Source organism: Sediminibacterium sp. FW305-C-269 (genome assembly GCF_058231045.1).
The window spans coordinates 321,140-338,583 of record NZ_JBIQXQ010000001.1 but is presented as its reverse complement, the minus strand read 5'-3'; the positions used below and the strand labels follow the sequence as shown (position 1 = coordinate 338,583).

Sequence of the window (17,444 nt, the reverse complement as noted above, 5' to 3'; positions counted from 1 at the left end):
ACATGCAGGCTTCTCATGCCCATTCCTTACCGGATAACCGTAACGGAACCGGAAAAGAGAAGGTTCCTGAAATTAGGGCGTACAATATAGTAGTAAGTGGCTACCGGTACCGGTTTACCGTTATAAGTGCCATCCCAGGGCTTGTCGTATCCTACTGAACTAAAGATTTTCTGTCCGGTTCGGGTATATACTTCTACTATGGAGCCCGGGTAATTGGCCAGCTGTGGGATATTCCACAGGTCATAAATTCCATCGCCATTGGGCGAAAAGATATTGGGGATGGTGATCTGTTTCAGTACCCGTACAAATACCTGGTCTTCTGCCACACAGGACCCTGTACCGGTTACCCGGATCGTATATGTCTGGTTATTGGTAGCAGTCAGCAATGGGTTCCTGACAGTGTCGCTGCTGAGGTAAAGATCCGGGCTCCAGAGGTATGTAAGATCATTTCCGGTGATTTCCGGCCTGAGAACGAAACTTTCTTTTTCAAACAGCAACAGATCTTCACCGGCATTTACATGGGGAGCAGGCCGGATGGTATACGCCACCGTATCTTTTACAGGTAAACAGCTCCCATTGTCGGTGCTGGTGAGGTAAAAATTGAGTTTGCCTTTCTGTATATCGGTGGCTGAAGGGGTGTAGATATAATGCAGCGGGTCAGCGTCTGCCTTTCTGAACAAGCCTGATCCTGAGCTTTGCCAGCGGGCACTTCCCGCATTGCCTACCCATCCCTGCAGGTTAATGAGTGAATCATTGGCACAAACTGCTCCATCACTACCGGCATTAACAATGGGGGCAGGGTTAATACGGATCTGCATCGAGGAACTGGTAGCCGCGCAGCGTTTATTATTGCTGGTGGTAAGTGTAAGTATAACCGATCGTTGAACCGTATCTTCTTTGGCCGGCAGATACATAGCGGATAAGCTATTGGCATTGGGTGAAAAAACACCTTTGCCGGAGCTGGTCCAGGTTCCTGTTTGGGTATCTTCCCCGGTTATCGTTCCCGTAAGCCATACAGCAGCATTGTTGGCACAAACTGATACGTTACGTCCGGCATTGGCTATGGCGGGTTTTACCACCGTTACTTTGGTAAATGCGGTATCACCTTTGCATCCGTTTCTGGTGGCAGTTACAAAGTAGGTTTCGCCGTTGACTGCAGTGATATTGGTGAGCTTAGGGTTTTGTTCATTCGAACGGAAACCGGAACTACTGCCCCATTGATAACTGGCACCTGCCAGGCTGCTGGCTGAAAGTGATAAGGTACTTCCCTCGCAAAGGGGTCCATTATTGTTTATCTGCTGAATATTGGGGATCATATTCACTGCAACCGTTACAGAGGCTGCACTGGTAGTAGTACATCCTGGTATACTGGCGGTAACATTATAAGTGCCGTCATTCTGTACAGAAGCTTTCGGGATAACCGGCGATGCGGAATTCGATGAAAAACTATTAGGCCCCGACCATTTGAATTGTGTGCTGGCTGCACCCTGTGCCTGTAATACAATGGAGTCGAGTACACATACGGGTGAATTGGTGGTGATGGCCGGTGGTCCCGGAGGTCTATTCACTTGTATGATCACAGAATCTTTCAGGCCCTGACAACCGGCAATAAAAGCGGTCACATAATATATACCGGCTTTATTGGTGGCCGCAGCAGGGAGTGATGGGTTCTGCGATAAGGAACTGAAACCAAGCGGCCCGCTCCACTGGTAACTGGCCCCGGACAGTCCGGCTGTACTGAGCTGTATGGTATTACCCTCACATACCGGCGAATTGCTGCTGGCTGACGGGGCTGCTATTACGGGAGCAATGGTTTTGATGCTGGGCATACTGCTACACCCGTTCACGGTGATACGTACCTGGTAGTTCCCTGCCGACGCCAGCACCACATCTGTGATCACAGGGTTTTGCAGGGAAGAAGAAAAATTATTGGGTCCAGACCATTGGTAGGAAGCACCGGTTACCGTACTGGTAAATAAAGAAAGTGCAGAGCCCACGCAAACCGGTGTGCTGTTGGTAAGTGTAGGTGAAGCCGGTGTTGGTTTTACCAGTACCGTATGCACGAAAGGGTCGCCGATGCAGCCATTGTTTTCGGGGATGATCTGGTAGCCAACCGCTATGTCGGAGGAGGTAGTGTTATTAAGGACTTCTACAATGCTGTTGTCGGTATGCGCACTGTTCGCTGGATTACTGATGCCCCCAATGGCAGCACGACTCCACGTGAAGGTGCTTCCGGCACGATCACTCAGGATCTGATAGGTCATGGGCTGGGCCGAGCAGACTTCGCTGTTGGGGGCACTTATAATAGAAGGTTTTGGGGCAACGGTAACAGTTACAGGGGTACGCGGACTGATACAGGTATTGACGGTTGTTTGCACATAATAAGTATTGTTTGCAGAAAGTACTGGTGTTGTAAAGGTGGCTGTTTTGTTGATGGGTGTACCTCCACTGGCTAGGTTGTACCATTCATAATTACCTCCGGGTGCCGTGGCTGTTAAGTTGGTTGTGTTACCAATACAAATGGAGACGCTTTTAACTGTTGGTGCAGCAGGGGTAGGTATGATGTAGATGTTCATACTGTCTCTGGCAGCGGCACAGGGACCGGTTGGATCATTGGACGTGAGATACAGTTTGATGGTCGTTTCGTTGGCATCAGGTGTGTATTGGGTAGCCAGTTGTGACGGAGTGCTGAAAACACCATTGCCGCCAGACCAGCTGACACTGCTGGCAGATCCGCCAATGATACCGGCAAGATTGACTATTGTGCCGGAACAAACGGTTTGGTTTGCACCAGCATCTGCAATGGGTTCTGTATTGATGGTTACGGAATAGGTAGCACTGGTTGCAATGCACCCCGTGGAAGATGCCGCAATATTATTGGTAACGAGGTAAGTGCCTGGTGTGCTTAATTTCAGGTCTATCTCGCCAGTGCTGCTATTTTTAAATACCAGCCCTGCTGCAGCACTGAAAACACCTGCACTGGCCAATGTGGGGAAGTCAGGTATTGCCGTCAATTGTTGCGGACAATATGGCCCCTTATAAGAAAAAGAAGCGTTGGGAGCATTGGTGATGGTAACCGTTGATGTGCTGGTATAAACACATATTCCATTGGTAACGAACTGAACGGTATAAGTACCTACCCGGCTGGCCGCAACATTGATCTCTCCGGTTGTGGTATTGGCAAACACGAGTCCGTCAGGCGAAGCGCTGAAAGTGCCGCTGACCGAAGCGGCAATGGTTGGAACGGGGTTACTTCCCGAAACACAGAAAGTTCCGGACGGATAGGTAAATGCCGGGTCCTGTTTGGGAATCACAGTGACGTTTACCTGTGTTCTGCTGCTGGTACATCCCGACAGGGTTGTTTGCACAAAATAGCTGGTGGTAGTGCTCAGCACAGGTGTCGTAAAGCTGGTAGAAGAAGCCAATAAACTACCTCCAGATGCAGCATCATACCATTGGTAATTACCACCTGGAGCTGTGGCATTGAGCAGTATGCTGTTACCGGTACAAATACTGCCCCCACTTGCAGTTGGTGCAGCAGGTATGGCAATTACGATAGCGGTAATGGTAGCTCTTGGACCTGTGCATCCATTCACAGAGGTTTGTACATAGTAGTTGGTGCTGGTGCTGAGTACGGGTGTTTGATAGCTGCTACCTGTGGCAAGCAGTGAACCTCCAGATGCAGCATCGAACCATTGATAAGTTCCTCCCGGTGCGGTTACAGAAAGAGACGCACTGTTGCCAGCGCAGACAGAAGCAGCCTGTGCTGCAGGGGCGGCCGGTTTGGGTGTAACATTCACTGTTACGGCAGTTCTGTTCCCAGTACATCCTGCAACGGTTGTCTGTACATAATAGGTCGTTGAATTGTTCAGCAAAGGGGTTGTAAAACTGCTGCCGTTACCTACCTGGCTACCATTAATGGCGGCATCGTACCATTCGTAATCACCTCCGGGAGCGGTGGCGGTAAGAAAACTACTGTTGCCGGCACAGATGGTGCTACCCAATACCGCAGGTGCTGCCGGCGCCGGGTTCACGGTAACTGTTACAACCGAGCGATTGCCGGTACATCCTGCCAATGTTGTCTGAACATAATAGGAGGTAGATGCATATAGAGAAGGTGTCGTATAGGTATTGGCAGATGTCAGTAAGTTACCTCCGGATACTGCATCATACCATTGGTAAGAGCCTCCGGGTGCTGATGCGGTAAGTGTAGTGGTATTGCCGGTACAGATACTTGTATTGGCTACGGTTGGTGCGGCAGGCAGTGGTGTCACCGTTACGGTTACAGGAGTGCGTTTACTCTGGCAACCGGCAATTGTTGTCTGAACGTAATAGGTTTGTGAACTGTTCAAAATGGGCGTACTGTAACTGGCGCCTGATCCAAAACGGTCGCCACCCGTTGCTACGTCGAACCATTCGTAACTGCCTCCGGGAGCGGTGGCTGATAAAGTAGTGGATTGCCCGGCGCAGATGGTTGTACCTGCTATGGTTGGTTTGGTGGGTGTAGGAACGATGTACAGTACCACGGTATCTTTGGCCGCAGCACAGGAACCGGGAGCATTGGTGGTCAGATACAGGTTAACGGTGGTTTCATTTGCTGCGGGGGTGTACACGGTGGATAATTGCGATGCATTGCTGAAACTGCCGCTGCCGCCCGACCAGCTGGCACTGCTGGCAGTTCCGCCGATGATGCCGGTAAGGTTCACTGCAGTACCGGAACAAACCGTCTGATCAGCACCGGCATTGACCGTAGGTTCGGCTGAAATGATAATACTACCCGTAGCGCTCGTGGCGGCGCAGCCACCAGCAGCCGTGATTGTATTGGTAACCGTGTAAGTGCCCGGTGTACTTGCTTTGAGATCTATCTCACCGGTACTGTTATTTTTAAACACCAGACCGCTGGCGGCGCTGAAGATACCTGCGCTGGCACCCAAGACGAAACTGGGCGTTGCTGTGAGTTGTTGCGGACAGTAGGGGCTGCCATTGTAAGAGAAGGAAGCATTGGGTGCATTGGTAATGGTAATATTCGCAGTGCTTGTATAGGTGCAGGTACCATTGGTCACAAACTGGATAGCGTAGGTTCCGATTTTACTGGCAGCAATATTGATCTCTCCGGTTGTTGTACTCACAAAAACAAGATCTGCGGATGATGCACTGAAGCTTCCCGAGCCCACGCCGCCTGCAATCGTGGGTATCGGATTGGAACCGGACACGCAATAAGTTCCGGAAGGATACGTAAATGCCGGGTCCTGTTTGGGTATTACGGTAGCCGTTACCTGTGCCCTGGCGCTGGTACATCCGGATATACTGGTCTGTACATAATAGCTGCTGGTGGCATTCAGTATAGGGGTGGTGTAACTGTCTGTTGATGCCAGCAGGCTACCACCGTTGGCAGCATCATACCAGGCATAGGTACCGCCCGGAGCAGTTGCAGTAAGTGTGAGAGAATTGCCAACACACAAACTCCCGCCATTAACGGTAGGGGCGGCGGGAATTGGATTGACCGTGACTGTAACAGGCGTTCTTTCACTTATACAGCCATTTACGGTAGTTTGTACATAGTAGGTAGTGGTACTGTTAAGAACGGGTGTGTTATAACTGCTGCCGGTACCAAGCAGCGTGCCGCCGGAAGCTGCATTGAACCATTCATAAGTGCCGCCCGGTGCGGTGACTGTGAGCGTGGTATTATTGCCGGCACAGATGGAAAGGCCTGAAGCGGTTGGTGCAGCGGGCGTAGGTGCGGCAGTGACTGTTGCCGTTTGTGTGATGGCGGCGCATCCTGTTGTATTGTCTGATACGGTGACCGAGTAACTGCCAACAGTATTGGCAATAATACCCGTGCCGCTGGCGCCGGTGCTCCATGCATAAGTATAGGGTGGATTACCTCCTGTAACGGATGCGTTTAGAGCAGTACTGGCACCGGAACAGATGGCAGGATTATTGGGGGTGATGGATACGGCCATGGTTGGTCTGGCATATACACGGATGGTATCTGCTTTACTGGTTGCACAGTTATTAACATTGCCGCTGACTTTATAATCTATATAGTCAGGAGAACCAGTTTGTGGCGTAACCGTTGTGGAAGTGCATCCTGACGCACAACTTAAGTAATTATTGTACTGTCCGATTGTGCCTGGATAAACGGAAGTCCATATAGTAGATGTTGCTTGTAATCCGGTTACACTCATTAACCCCGAACAGTTTTGACGTAACACGAGATCGGCAGATCCTTTTACAATAGAAGATGCTGATATGATGTAATCGGGAGCATCATTACCGGATTTACAAAATGTAATTACAACTTGAGAGAGGCCCGAAATACATGCTGGGGTGGCTAAAGAAGTAGCTGGTCCACAATTTACTTGGTAATAAGTTGATGCTCCTGTGGGGGCGGGCTTCTGAACATCAAGGTTTACCAAGTCAGAACCGGGATTAAGTGTAATATGAAATTCGATACAATTACCATTTGCCACATTACAGGCACTTCCGTTTCTCTTTAAAGTTGAGAAAGTAACAGAAGTGTCTTTTGCATTACTGAAATCAATAAATACAGTAGTAACCTGCGCTATGGAAGCATTTCCCAGTACTATACCAGTTGCTCCTAAAATTAATCTCAGTTGTTTTTTTACAGGCAGGCCAGAAAATATTTTTTGCCAAAGTCTAGATAACGGAATAGCCTGATGACTTGTTGAATCATTCATCCAATACACATAAAGAAATAGCCTTCTGAAAAGATTTCGGAACATGTAAATGTGATGATGAATATTGTGTTGTTATGATCATTAATGCAATCCAGCTTATGTAAAGTTAAATCCTTTTTCGTCTACACTTGACGAGAACGCCTGTAGTTGTTATACGACACAGCCCTGTTTATCAATAAAAAATACATAAACGGTTGTTTTTGAAGATGATCGTACCGTGCTGGTTACTGTTAGTTATTTACAAATATTTATTTACGAAAGTAAACGACTAAACACCGTCTTTCGGATGTTGTGATTTTCATATTTGCATTGTTATGGGCAGGAGGGATACTGCCATTTTATTACGCTGAAAAACAAAAGTTTATGAATGCAATTAAGAACAAAGTACAGTTGATCGGGTTCCTGGGACAGGTGCCTGACGTAAAAACGATCGGTGATGGTAAAAAAGTGGCCCATCTGAATGTGGCTACCCACGAGACCTACAAAAACGCAAAAGGGGAGAGGATCACAGAAACACAATGGCATTCCGTGATAGCCTGGGGTAAGTTGGCAGAGATCGCCGAGAAATACCTGGTCAAGGGAACGGAAGTAGCCATCGAAGGGAAACTCGTAAATCGTAACTATACGGATAAACAGGGGGTGAAAAAATTTGTGACAGAAGTACAGGCTAATGAATTACTGATCCTCACAAAAAAAGCATAGATCTGTCTGGGTTAAGAATGGCAGTATCGGAATCAATGTATCATCAGTTACCTTACAGGCATTCCTGACCCCAATTTCTCATAAGCGAGGGTTGGAGAAACTACTATCGGGAAAGTTCGATATGGGTAAAGGAGTATCTTTGCTGTTTTATGAGTATAAAACCTACCCTGCATACGGTTCTTTCACCACGGTTACTGGACCTATATGATATCAGCGACAGCATCGTGGTGGTGATTGATGTTTTTCGTGCAACATCCACCATTGCCACGGCACTGTACAACGGAGCCGAAAAAGTGATACCGGTAGATTCGGTTGACCAGTGTATCGAAATTGGTAATAGAACCGGGGGAATCACCGCTGGAGAGCGGGATGGTAAAGTGATACCGGGTTTGTCTTACGGGAATTCGCCTGCTGAATACCCGCGCTCTTTTATAGAGGGTAAAACACTGGTGCTGACCACCACCAATGGTACCAAACTGCTGCATATGGCCTTAAACCAGGGTGCGGCAGAAGTGGTGACAGGCTCTTTCCCCAATATTTCGGCAGTATGCCGGTTCCTGGTATCACAGCAAAAGAATGTATACCTGGGTTGTTCTGCCTGGAAAGACCGCTGTAACCTGGAAGACGCTTTGTTTGCCGGAGCTGTGATCCATGAGATCAAAGACCATTTCACCATTCACTGCGACAGCAGCCTCATGGCCGCTGATATGTATGAGATGCATCGTGGCAATATGAACAGTTTTATTCGCCGCACCACCCATTGGCACCGGCTGGCATCTTATGGCCTGGAAAAAGACCTCGAATACTGCGTGAGCAGGGACTTGGCCAATGTTTTGCCCATCTACAGGAATGGAGACCTGGTGGTTGAGCAGTCATAAACCATTGATTTTGCATAGGCGGTCTCAGCCGAAACTTTCGTTAACAAAAGATTACCAATTAGCCCATTATCTGTTAACAAACCCTTTATCGGGACAGATTTCTTTTATTTCCCTTCGCAAAGCCAGTTCCTTTCCTTTACTTTTGCAAATTGCCCTTTTCAAAACCTGGTCCGGTGACTGTTGTTTGAAAAACCTGTTTTTCTGCAACCATACCGATGCCAGAAAGCAAATCAGTCACAGAACATGGCTTTACCTTACCTGATCAAACATATCTATAACAGTGGCACAGAAGAAGTGATCCGCCGTGGTAAAAAGATTCATGCCCTGGGTAATGTAGAGTTAGTGGAATATGATGACCTGATGGCTTCTGTGATCTTCCGCGTAAAGGATGATGGGTATACCACTTTTTATAAAGTGCATATTACCCAGTTCAAAGATCCCAAAACCCTATCGCTCCGGTGCAGCTGTCCCTATAATCTTTCCGAAATATGCCGACATAAAGCCGGAGCATTGTTTCACCTGCAGGACCTGTTGGATAAGAACCTGTTGGGCGATAAGGAAACCGTATACGACCAGCGGCATACGGTAGTTAAAATGAAACAATTGGAGCTAAAGCTGATCCGCATGTTATCAGCCCAGGAAAATTTTGAAGCAGCCGAAAATTACCTGCGCAGCAACCGGAGTAATATCCTGGAAGCCAAAGATGAGCGTGTGTTGGCCGAACTGGAGTATGAAGGAGAGCAGTTCAAAGTACTGATCCAGAAGAACGAAGAAAGAAATTTTGATACCAGCTGTACCTGCCAAAGCGATACGGATCATCCCCTTTGTTTACATAAAGGCATTGTATTGCTGCAATTGCTGCATAATTACGGACCTAATTATTTTGACAGTATCCGTAACTGGGATAAAGAAAAAAATAAACTCCTGGCCCTGTATGGCTATTCACTCAGTGACGATCTGAAAGGTAAATTTGAATTTACCTATACAGACGGTAAGCCTTTTTTACGGGTACTGGATAGCTCGATTAAAAGGGTAACGAATAATACAGCAGCAGAGCAACGACCCCGGCTGTCGGAGCCTGAACCGGCTCCTGCTGTTACGGCTCCAATTATTGTTGAAGAAGAGACTGGTAAAACATCCCTGAAACTGGGGGTGGTAATCACAGGTAACGGACAGCAATACCCTTATGTACAGTTGGAGGCAGTACAGGGCGAAGCCGATGAAGAACTTACCCGCTATATCAGTAAAACTGTGAAACTGGATCTTGCCAAGTTCATTAATACGGAAGTGTTCAGTGAAGATGATAAGATGCTTTTGCAACAATTACGCAAGCTGATGCCGGCAGAAGTGAGCCGTTACCTGAACCGTAACTCTCCTTTCAGTGGTATCTGGGAAAACATCATCCAGCAGCATGACGATGAATTACCGGAAGAAACGAGACACCTTATCAACGAATTCCTGCATCCCAAACTCAAAAAGATATTTACCGATCTGGCAGATAGCCGGTTCGTGTTTTACCTGCCCTCCCGGAAAACCTTCACTACAGCGAACCTGAAACAGGCAGAGCTGATGCAGCAATTCATCAGTCCCGAATTCGAGGTAAATTATACGAATGGCAGATACGAAGTGGATTGTCGTGTTAAACTGCCACTGGCCGACCTGAATATTTCGGATAATGAAAGTGAGTCGGCGCTGCTGTTCCAGTATCACGACCAGTTTTTTACGTGGCAGCGTGCAGAAGATATTAACCTGGTTGAGAAATTCCTGCCTGTCGGAAAGATCAGCATTGCAGCGGAGGACTGGGCAGTACAGCTACAGCAGTTCATACTTCCTTTATCAAAGGAATATAATGTACATTTTACCAATGTGCAGAAAGAAGAAGTGAAAGATTGCAAACCGGAAGTGAAGGTATTATTGAAAGAAAAAGGCGAATACCTTTTGTTTCAACCGGTATTTAATTACAGAGGGTATGATGTGCGGCCAGCTGATAAAGAGAAGATCATTTTACCGATTACTGATAAATTGCTGGTGATACAGCGAAACCTGGAAGCAGAAAAAGAATTTGTACAGAAGTTAGAATCTCTTCACTCCGGTTTTATCCGACCGGTAGAAGGTAATGTGTTGGCTTTAAAGGGGACGGATGTATTGCGAAACAACTGGTTTTTCCTGTTTGTAGATGCGGTAAAGGAAATGAATATTCCCGTATTTGGTTTTGAAGCGCTGAAAAATTTCCGTTTCAATACGGCTAAACCTTCTACCAAGATTTTTATCAGTAGTAACACCGATTGGTTCGATGCAAAGGTGGAGATATTGTTTGGTGAACAGAAAGTAACGGTGGACGAGGTAAAAAAAGCCCTTACCAACAAGCAGCAGTTTGTGCAGCTGCAGGATGGCACATTGGGAATTTTACCGGAAGAGTGGATCAAAAAATATTCGCTGCTGTTCCGTGTGGGGGATGGTAAGTCGGGCAACATGAAGCTGAGCAAGTATCACTTCAGTGTCATCGAGGAATTGTACCTGCAGCGCGATGAGGAAGAGCTTTTCTTTCAACTGGAAGAAAAATATGAACGCCTGAAGGACAATCATTCCATCAAACCCATACCAGCGCCGGCACACCTGAAATCGGTATTGCGTCCTTACCAGGAGAGCGGTTTCCAATGGTTGAATTACCTCCGTGAAGTACAGTGGGGTGGTATTCTGGCCGATGATATGGGATTGGGTAAAACCATTCAGGCTTTGAGTTTTCTGCATCACCTGAAAGAGGAGAATGGAAGTCTGAAAGCGTTGGTGGTTTGTCCCACCACGCTTATGTTCAACTGGCAGAACGAGATCCGGAAATTCACGCCGAATCTTACGTTCTCCATACACCATGGGGGAGGTCGCTCCAAAGAAAATCTGGCCGACCCGGAGATCGATGTGATCATCACCACCTATGGTACCCTCAGGAGCGATATCAAGCAGTTTGTAGATGTGGCTTTTGACTACGTGATCCTCGATGAAAGCCAGGCCATCAAAAATCCGAGTAGTAAAGTAACCAAGGCGGCCGGATTATTGAAAGCCAGAAACCGTTTGTGTTTGAGTGGTACACCATTGCAGAATAATACATTCGATATTTTTGCGCAGATGAATTTTCTGAATCCTGGTATGCTGGGAAGCATTGAATTCTTTAAACAGGAATTCTCAGTGCCAATAGATAAGTTTGGTGAGAAAGAACAGAAAGATCACCTGCGTAAATTATTATACCCCTTTATCCTACGACGCACCAAAGAACAGGTGGCCAAAGATCTTCCCGAAAAACAGGAAATGGTCTTGTTCTGCGAGATGGGCGATGAACAGCGTAAAATTTATGATGCTTACCGGAATGATTACCGCGACAAGATCCTGGGCGTAGTTGAGAACCAGGGTATCCAGAAATCACAGCTCACCATTTTGCAGGGTCTGATGAAGTTGCGCCAGATCTGCGACAGCCCGGCTATTGTAAAAGAAGAAGAACGTTTTCCGAATGTATCGGTAAAGCTCGAGGAGATAGGCCGAGAAATCACCGAGAATATCAGTAATCATAAAGCATTGGTGTTCTCGCAGTTCCTGGGTATGCTGGCGCTGATTAAAGAAAAAATGAAGGAACTGGGTGTAGATTATGAATATTTCGATGGAAGCAGCACCGTGGCTGAAAGGGAAAGATCGATCCATCGATTCCAGAATGATGATAATTGCCGCGTGTTCCTGATCTCGCTTAAAGCAGGAGGCGTAGGTTTGAATTTAACAGCGGCAGATTATGTATATATTGTAGATCCCTGGTGGAACCCGGCTGTTGAGCAACAAGCTATAGACCGTACACACCGTATCGGCCAGACCAAGAATATTTTTGCTTACCGCATGATCTGTACAGATACGGTAGAGGATAAGATATTAAAACTGCAGGAACGCAAACGTAACCTTGCCAAAGACCTGATCACTGATGATGAGGGATTTGTGAAGACACTGACAAAAGAAGATGTGGAATACCTGTTCAGTTAAACAGGATTTCTTGGTAGTACAGTAGTTAATAACCGATACAATATATAAAATAAAACAGCCTGATAGAAGGCTGTTTTGTTTTATATGCTTCTCTGAATTCAGAGGCGGGGTATTGCTAATACTTATTTTTTCATTTCTGCTGCGGCGATCATTTTTTCAGGATCTTTCTGGAAAGCTTCTTTACATTCCTTTGAGCAGAAGCCCAATACCTTCTCTTTATAATGCGCGGTATCGTGGATACCAGCACTTACCGGCATACCGCAGCTGGGATCTTTTTGATTATCAACTAACAGGTGCTCAAATGCATTGCTGGTGCTGTCGGTTACCTGCATGGCGGCTATGCTGTCGGTGGCAGGTTTCTCTTCTGTTTTAGCGGGCTCAGACTGGCAGGCTCCAGCCAACAGGCATACGGTTACCAGCATCATGAAAGAAGCATACAGGGCATTTGTTTTTTTCATATGATTGTTTTTTTTAATGACTTTTTACGTATGCTGATATACAGCAACAAAGCTACTATCACCATAATCACCTGTGCTGCAGACCAGAAAAAGGTACTCAGATCTGTTACTTTTTTACCAAAACCTGCAAGAAACTCATGTTTATGTAAGAAAGCAAAACCATAACTCTCTATCATGTCCAGGTCACTGATCTTTGCGGCAAGTTTTCCGGTTGCAGTTTCTACATAGTAACGTTCATGATGACCGCCTTTTCCGTAAGTAATTTTACAAACGGGTAATCGCTTATTGGTAAAACCATACTCTCCCGCAAATTTAGTGATCGTTTCCGTGTTTTGTATGTCTTTTTCCGTGTAACCGCTGAAGCAATTGGCCAGGTAACGGGCATAAGCTATTTCTCCCTGCGGTAATATTTGGTTATCAGTAACAGATACATAGATAGTAACAGGCGAGAATATCTCACGATCCCTCATTTCATGGCCATGCCCTGCAGATTTAGGATCAATGAATTTGGCAGAAGGGGTCCGGACCTGCCAGTAGGATTGACCGTGCATGTGTACCAGGCTAATCGTAAGAATTTTCTTTTTTACAACGGCTTCAATTGTTGCCAGATCGAGAGGGATACTACTAGTTTGGAACCAATGCTGATCATAGTAACTGTTGCGTGTGTCATTGGGAATTTTTTGTATTAAACGGTGTAAGCCACTGAACGTGAACATAAATGTGAATAACACAAAACAAATGGAAGTGATGCGGTGATTTTTCCTGGCTTTCATTGCAGGATTACCTTTTGTTGGTTTGGGTCGGGTAGTGCAAAAGATATACAAACCGGAAGCGAGTGAAAACAAGAGTAACAGCAGTAGAACGATCTCCACCACCATTCTTCCCTTACCCATAAATGATAACCAGCCCCAGGTATGAAAGAGGGTAAATACCCTGCTGAATAGAGCCCGCTTGTTATCTACCGCCAATACAAACCGGTCCTGCAGGGTTTCCACATATATTCTGATGTTATCAGATCTCTTGAATTGTACTTTGTAAACAGGTAAAAACCGGTTGCCAGGCTTATATTCTTCATCAAAACGGGTTAAACGGGTTGCTTGTATGATTGAGGTAGTTCCGGTATTTTTTTCAAGAAACTGCTGAGCCAGATATTTTGCATATAACATATCTCCGTGTACTAATATCTTTCCCGTTTGTGTACTCAGGTATAGAGGTGTTTTATGCACACCCGTTTGTACCTGGTAAAACCAGGCGCTGTTGATGGACACTATCCGGATATTCGTTAATGAATCAATGCCGTTCTGTTGCAGTGACTGTTGCAGGGTAGTCTGTATCCGGCTACTGTTGACAGGTTGGCTTTTTATCCATTGACTGGCTACATCCGGCCGCATGTTAGCCATAATCGGGTGGAGTAAACCGCTAGCCGCCCAGAGAAACAGCGGTAAGGCAACTACGATGGATATGATGCGGTGCCATCTGTATATTTTTTTCTTCAGCATGGAAAATGTATCTACTGTGTATATATTTTGATAACTGTATGATTGTGGTGGACAGGGGAGCTCTATCCTTTCTTCCCGAATGTATAACTGATGCCTAACGTAATTTCTCTGGGATCACCCAGGTTATAGGTGTAGGATCCAGATCCCTGGGCTGCAGATTTGGAAGCAAATCCTGAATAGTAGAGGTTACCTGCATTCAGAATGTTTATCCATACTTCGGTATGCATTACAGTATAACCTACTCGCAGGTTAATCAGATCAAATCCCTTATAACGATAGGCATTCAGGTCGTCCATGAAATAGCCATTTTGATGCTGCCATTCAACACTGATGCGAAGTCCGGGCAGACAGGCAGGCTTATGCGTAAGCTCTGCATTCCCGATAAAGCGTGGTGCAGCGCTCATTTCCTTTCCGTTGTAATTAATTCCTTTTACCACATTTTCGATGAACTGGTGATAGGCATTGGTGGCACTTATACGGAACATCCAGCTTTTGACAGGGTGATAAGTGATCCCATATTCAATTCCCGTATGGCGTGTTTTACCGGCGTTTTGATTAATGGTAGTGCCATCATTTTGTTTTACCGAAATGATTTCATTGCGGCCATCCATCCGGTACAGACTCCAGTCGACGTATAGTTTATTTTGCAGAATAGATAACCATCCGCCGATCTCATAATTGAAAAAGGTTTGTGGTTGCAGATAGGGAACTTTTGTGCTGTTGAAGAGTTCTGTAATTTGTGGCGGTACATATCCTTCACTGTAGTTACCGTAAAAACCAATGCCATTTCGGTTATAGGTAAACCCGATTTTTGGGGTGAGCCTGCTGAAACTATTGATGGTAGAAGGCGCACCTGAAGAAGCAGATGCAGGAAGATGGTTCCTGAAATTATATCGGAACGCATCATATCTGACAGCTGTTACGATCTTGAACCCTTTCCATGGTTTTATTTCGAGATCAATAAAAGAGGCAAGATTGCTGATGTCTGTTTGATAATTGCTTAATAAAGAGTCAGGTGAAGGCGCATAGTAGTCACTGTATTTTTCCGTGACCGAATTTTTCCTGATCCAGATAAACCGGGCGTTATAGTTCTGAGGACTGATATCTATACTTGCACCGGCAATCAATTTGCTGTTAAGCCAGTTGATTTTTTTAGTATGCTGTATAAAAAATGCATAGGTCTGGAAAGCATTTTTGTTGATCTGTCCGCGAAATAACAAAGGATTGGCAGTACTGCCCACTGAATATGATGGATTCTGGTCAATGAAGTTGTTCCGGTATAAAGCCGTAATGGTTGTTTCTGATTTTTCGTTCCACTGTTTTCTTAACATGGATTTGAAACGTAAAGAATGTACACTGCGAAAAGTAAAACTATGGGGTGTACTGTAGTTACGCTGCGCAAATTTCAGACTGTCCAATGCGCCAGTCATGTCGCTGTAGTAATCTATATAGCTGAATGTGTTACTCCAACTGGTACTGGTATTGGCACGGTAATCGGTTCTGATCGAAAAGGCGGTTTTATGAAAGTCACTATAGTCAACAGGTCCATTGCTCCGGTTGGCGTAATATCCGCTGGCTAGGAGTCCCCATTTGCCCCAACTGCTTCCAGCCTGAACATCTACTCGTTTATACCCGTTGTTGTTAATCTGGGTGCTAACGGTACCGTTGGTGAAAGCCGGCGATGACTGGGTAATGATATTGACAGCGCCAGCTATCGCTTCTGCCCCATACAGGGCAGATGCTGGTCCTTTGATCACTTCGATAGACCTTGCTGCTGTCATATTCATTTCCAGTAATGCATTGTGATTATAAATTCCCGAACTGCGAATGGGGATACCATCTTCCATATACAGGAAAAGGCTTTTGGTGGTCATAGGCTGCCTGATACTCATTTCATGCTGCTCATTACCGAGGTTCACCATAAATACACCGCTGACTTTATTCAGTAACTGATCTAAGCGGTTGGCTTTGGTATCTTCCATGGTCTGTTTGCTGATAACACCAATGGCAATTGGCGCTTCACTTCTTTTTTCAGAAGTCCGGTTGGCGCTGACCACAACTTGCTGAAGTTCTCTATTGGAAGGAGTAAGCGCCACATGCATGTTTGTAGTGTCCTTTACCGTGAATTGGGCGGTTTCAAAACCGGTATGTTGTATGGTCAGTGTTCCGTCGTTGGTGCGTATCTGGAACTTACCGGTGGCATCTGTCAGAACCGTATGTTTTCTGGAATCACTTACGATAGCGCTTTGAAGGGGTTCTTTGCTAATTGCATCGAACACTTTGCCTTGAATGGTTTGTTCTGATTGTGCCAACAGATGGATGGCAGGTAGAATTGTTAAAAAAAATATCGCAATTTTTTTCATCTTTTATTTTTTGCATGCGAAAAGCACCCTGTTGATAGACTTATCGCACTGAGCAGGAATGGTTGTAATAAGATATATTGGCGCTACAGGTATACTGCTGCTTTAGAGGCAGTAGTGTTTTGCCCCCAAACGATGTTAATACAGGATATGATCGGGTCTGGTAGCTCCGGGAAGGGACTCAGAAGCAGGGTGGATGAAAGATACTATGGGCCAACCCGATGATAGGTGGAACGGGTTGCACAGCATAGGAGAAAACGATATAATTTCTGACCAGGGAAATTACTGCAAAAAAAGATTTAGAAGAAATGACCGTTTCCTTACCGTTATTGCGGCGCTCAGGATTCTGGCTGTCTTTTTTCTCCTCCTGTTGTAATTTTTTCAGCATCTGGCACTTGCCGTTGCAGTGGAGTTGAGGCTTGGCTTTGTTTACACAATTGCGGGCAAAAGAGTCTTTGTTTACATAATAGCTACCTACAATGGCCGAACTGCTTAACGTTTGCAGTGTCAGGCAAAGCAGTAATATACCGGTAGCGATCTGTTTAAACATGAAAAATACCATTCATTATGACTGCAAAATAATACCAGAACAATGGTTTTTTTATGCGGCAAGTCATAATACAGGGGGTATCTGCAATAATTTCAGACTATTCGTGTATGCTTCTTCGGTGAGCAACCCTTTTCATCCCCTAAACGGCGATCCTGGATTACCCTACCTATCCCATAGAAGTTTTCACCGATTTTGTATCACTGATACCCAACTATCACAGTAGTTTTCCGTTGGTCTGGATACTCCGAAACAGCCGATTAAGGAAAACGATATTTGTTT

Annotated in this window: 8 protein-coding genes; 3 read left to right on the top strand and 5 right to left on the bottom strand. The window is 45.8% G+C overall.

Annotated elements, in window-relative coordinates:
- Window positions 1–26: 26 nt before the first annotated feature.
- Complete coding sequence (locus ACH3Y6_RS01315; protein ID WP_490833760.1) at window positions 27–6,188, bottom strand: Ig-like domain-containing protein; 6,162 nt, start codon at window positions 6,186–6,188, stop codon at window positions 27–29.
- Window positions 6,189–7,064: 876 nt separating this feature from the next.
- Here ACH3Y6_RS01315 and ACH3Y6_RS01310 point away from each other — a divergent pair.
- The 3 genes from ACH3Y6_RS01310 to ACH3Y6_RS01300 all read left to right on the top strand — a co-directional run bounded on the left by ACH3Y6_RS01310 (window position 7,065) and on the right by ACH3Y6_RS01300 (window position 12,298).
- Window positions 7,065–7,403 (top strand): single-stranded DNA-binding protein, encoded by a 339-nt coding sequence (locus ACH3Y6_RS01310; protein ID WP_490833759.1) that lies wholly within the window; start codon window positions 7,065–7,067, stop codon window positions 7,401–7,403.
- A 149-nt stretch (window positions 7,404–7,552) separates the two neighbouring features.
- Window positions 7,553–8,281 carry a 2-phosphosulfolactate phosphatase gene (locus ACH3Y6_RS01305; RefSeq protein WP_490833758.1) on the top strand — a complete coding sequence of 243 codons (729 nt, stop codon included), beginning with the start codon at window positions 7,553–7,555 and terminating at the stop codon, window positions 8,279–8,281.
- Between the two features lie 243 nt (window positions 8,282–8,524).
- Window positions 8,525–12,298: a DEAD/DEAH box helicase gene (locus tag ACH3Y6_RS01300; RefSeq protein ID WP_490833757.1), complete on the top strand. Its 3,774-nt coding sequence runs from the start codon at window positions 8,525–8,527 to the stop codon at window positions 12,296–12,298.
- A gap of 122 nt (window positions 12,299–12,420) precedes the next feature.
- Here ACH3Y6_RS01300 and ACH3Y6_RS01295 read toward each other — a convergent pair whose 3' ends face one another.
- The 4 genes from ACH3Y6_RS01295 to ACH3Y6_RS01280 form a co-directional block, all read right to left on the bottom strand.
- On the bottom strand, window positions 12,421–12,756 hold the full coding sequence (locus tag ACH3Y6_RS01295; protein WP_490833756.1) for a YHS domain-containing protein: 336 nt from the start codon (window positions 12,754–12,756) through the stop codon (window positions 12,421–12,423).
- On the bottom strand, window positions 12,753–14,255 hold the full coding sequence (locus tag ACH3Y6_RS01290; RefSeq protein ID WP_490833755.1) for a PepSY domain-containing protein: 1,503 nt from the start codon (window positions 14,253–14,255) through the stop codon (window positions 12,753–12,755). Before ACH3Y6_RS01290 ends, ACH3Y6_RS01295 begins: the two co-directional genes overlap by 4 nt.
- A gap of 62 nt (window positions 14,256–14,317) precedes the next feature.
- The gene (locus ACH3Y6_RS01285; RefSeq protein WP_490833754.1) at window positions 14,318–16,618 is read right to left on the bottom strand and encodes a TonB-dependent receptor; all 2,301 of its coding nucleotides are present in this window, start codon (window positions 16,616–16,618) and stop codon (window positions 14,318–14,320) included.
- A gap of 178 nt (window positions 16,619–16,796) precedes the next feature.
- A complete protein-coding gene (locus tag ACH3Y6_RS01280) occupies window positions 16,797–17,165 on the bottom strand; it encodes a hypothetical protein (RefSeq protein WP_490833753.1) in 369 nt (122 codons plus the stop codon).
- Between the last annotated feature and the right edge of the window lie 279 nt (window positions 17,166–17,444).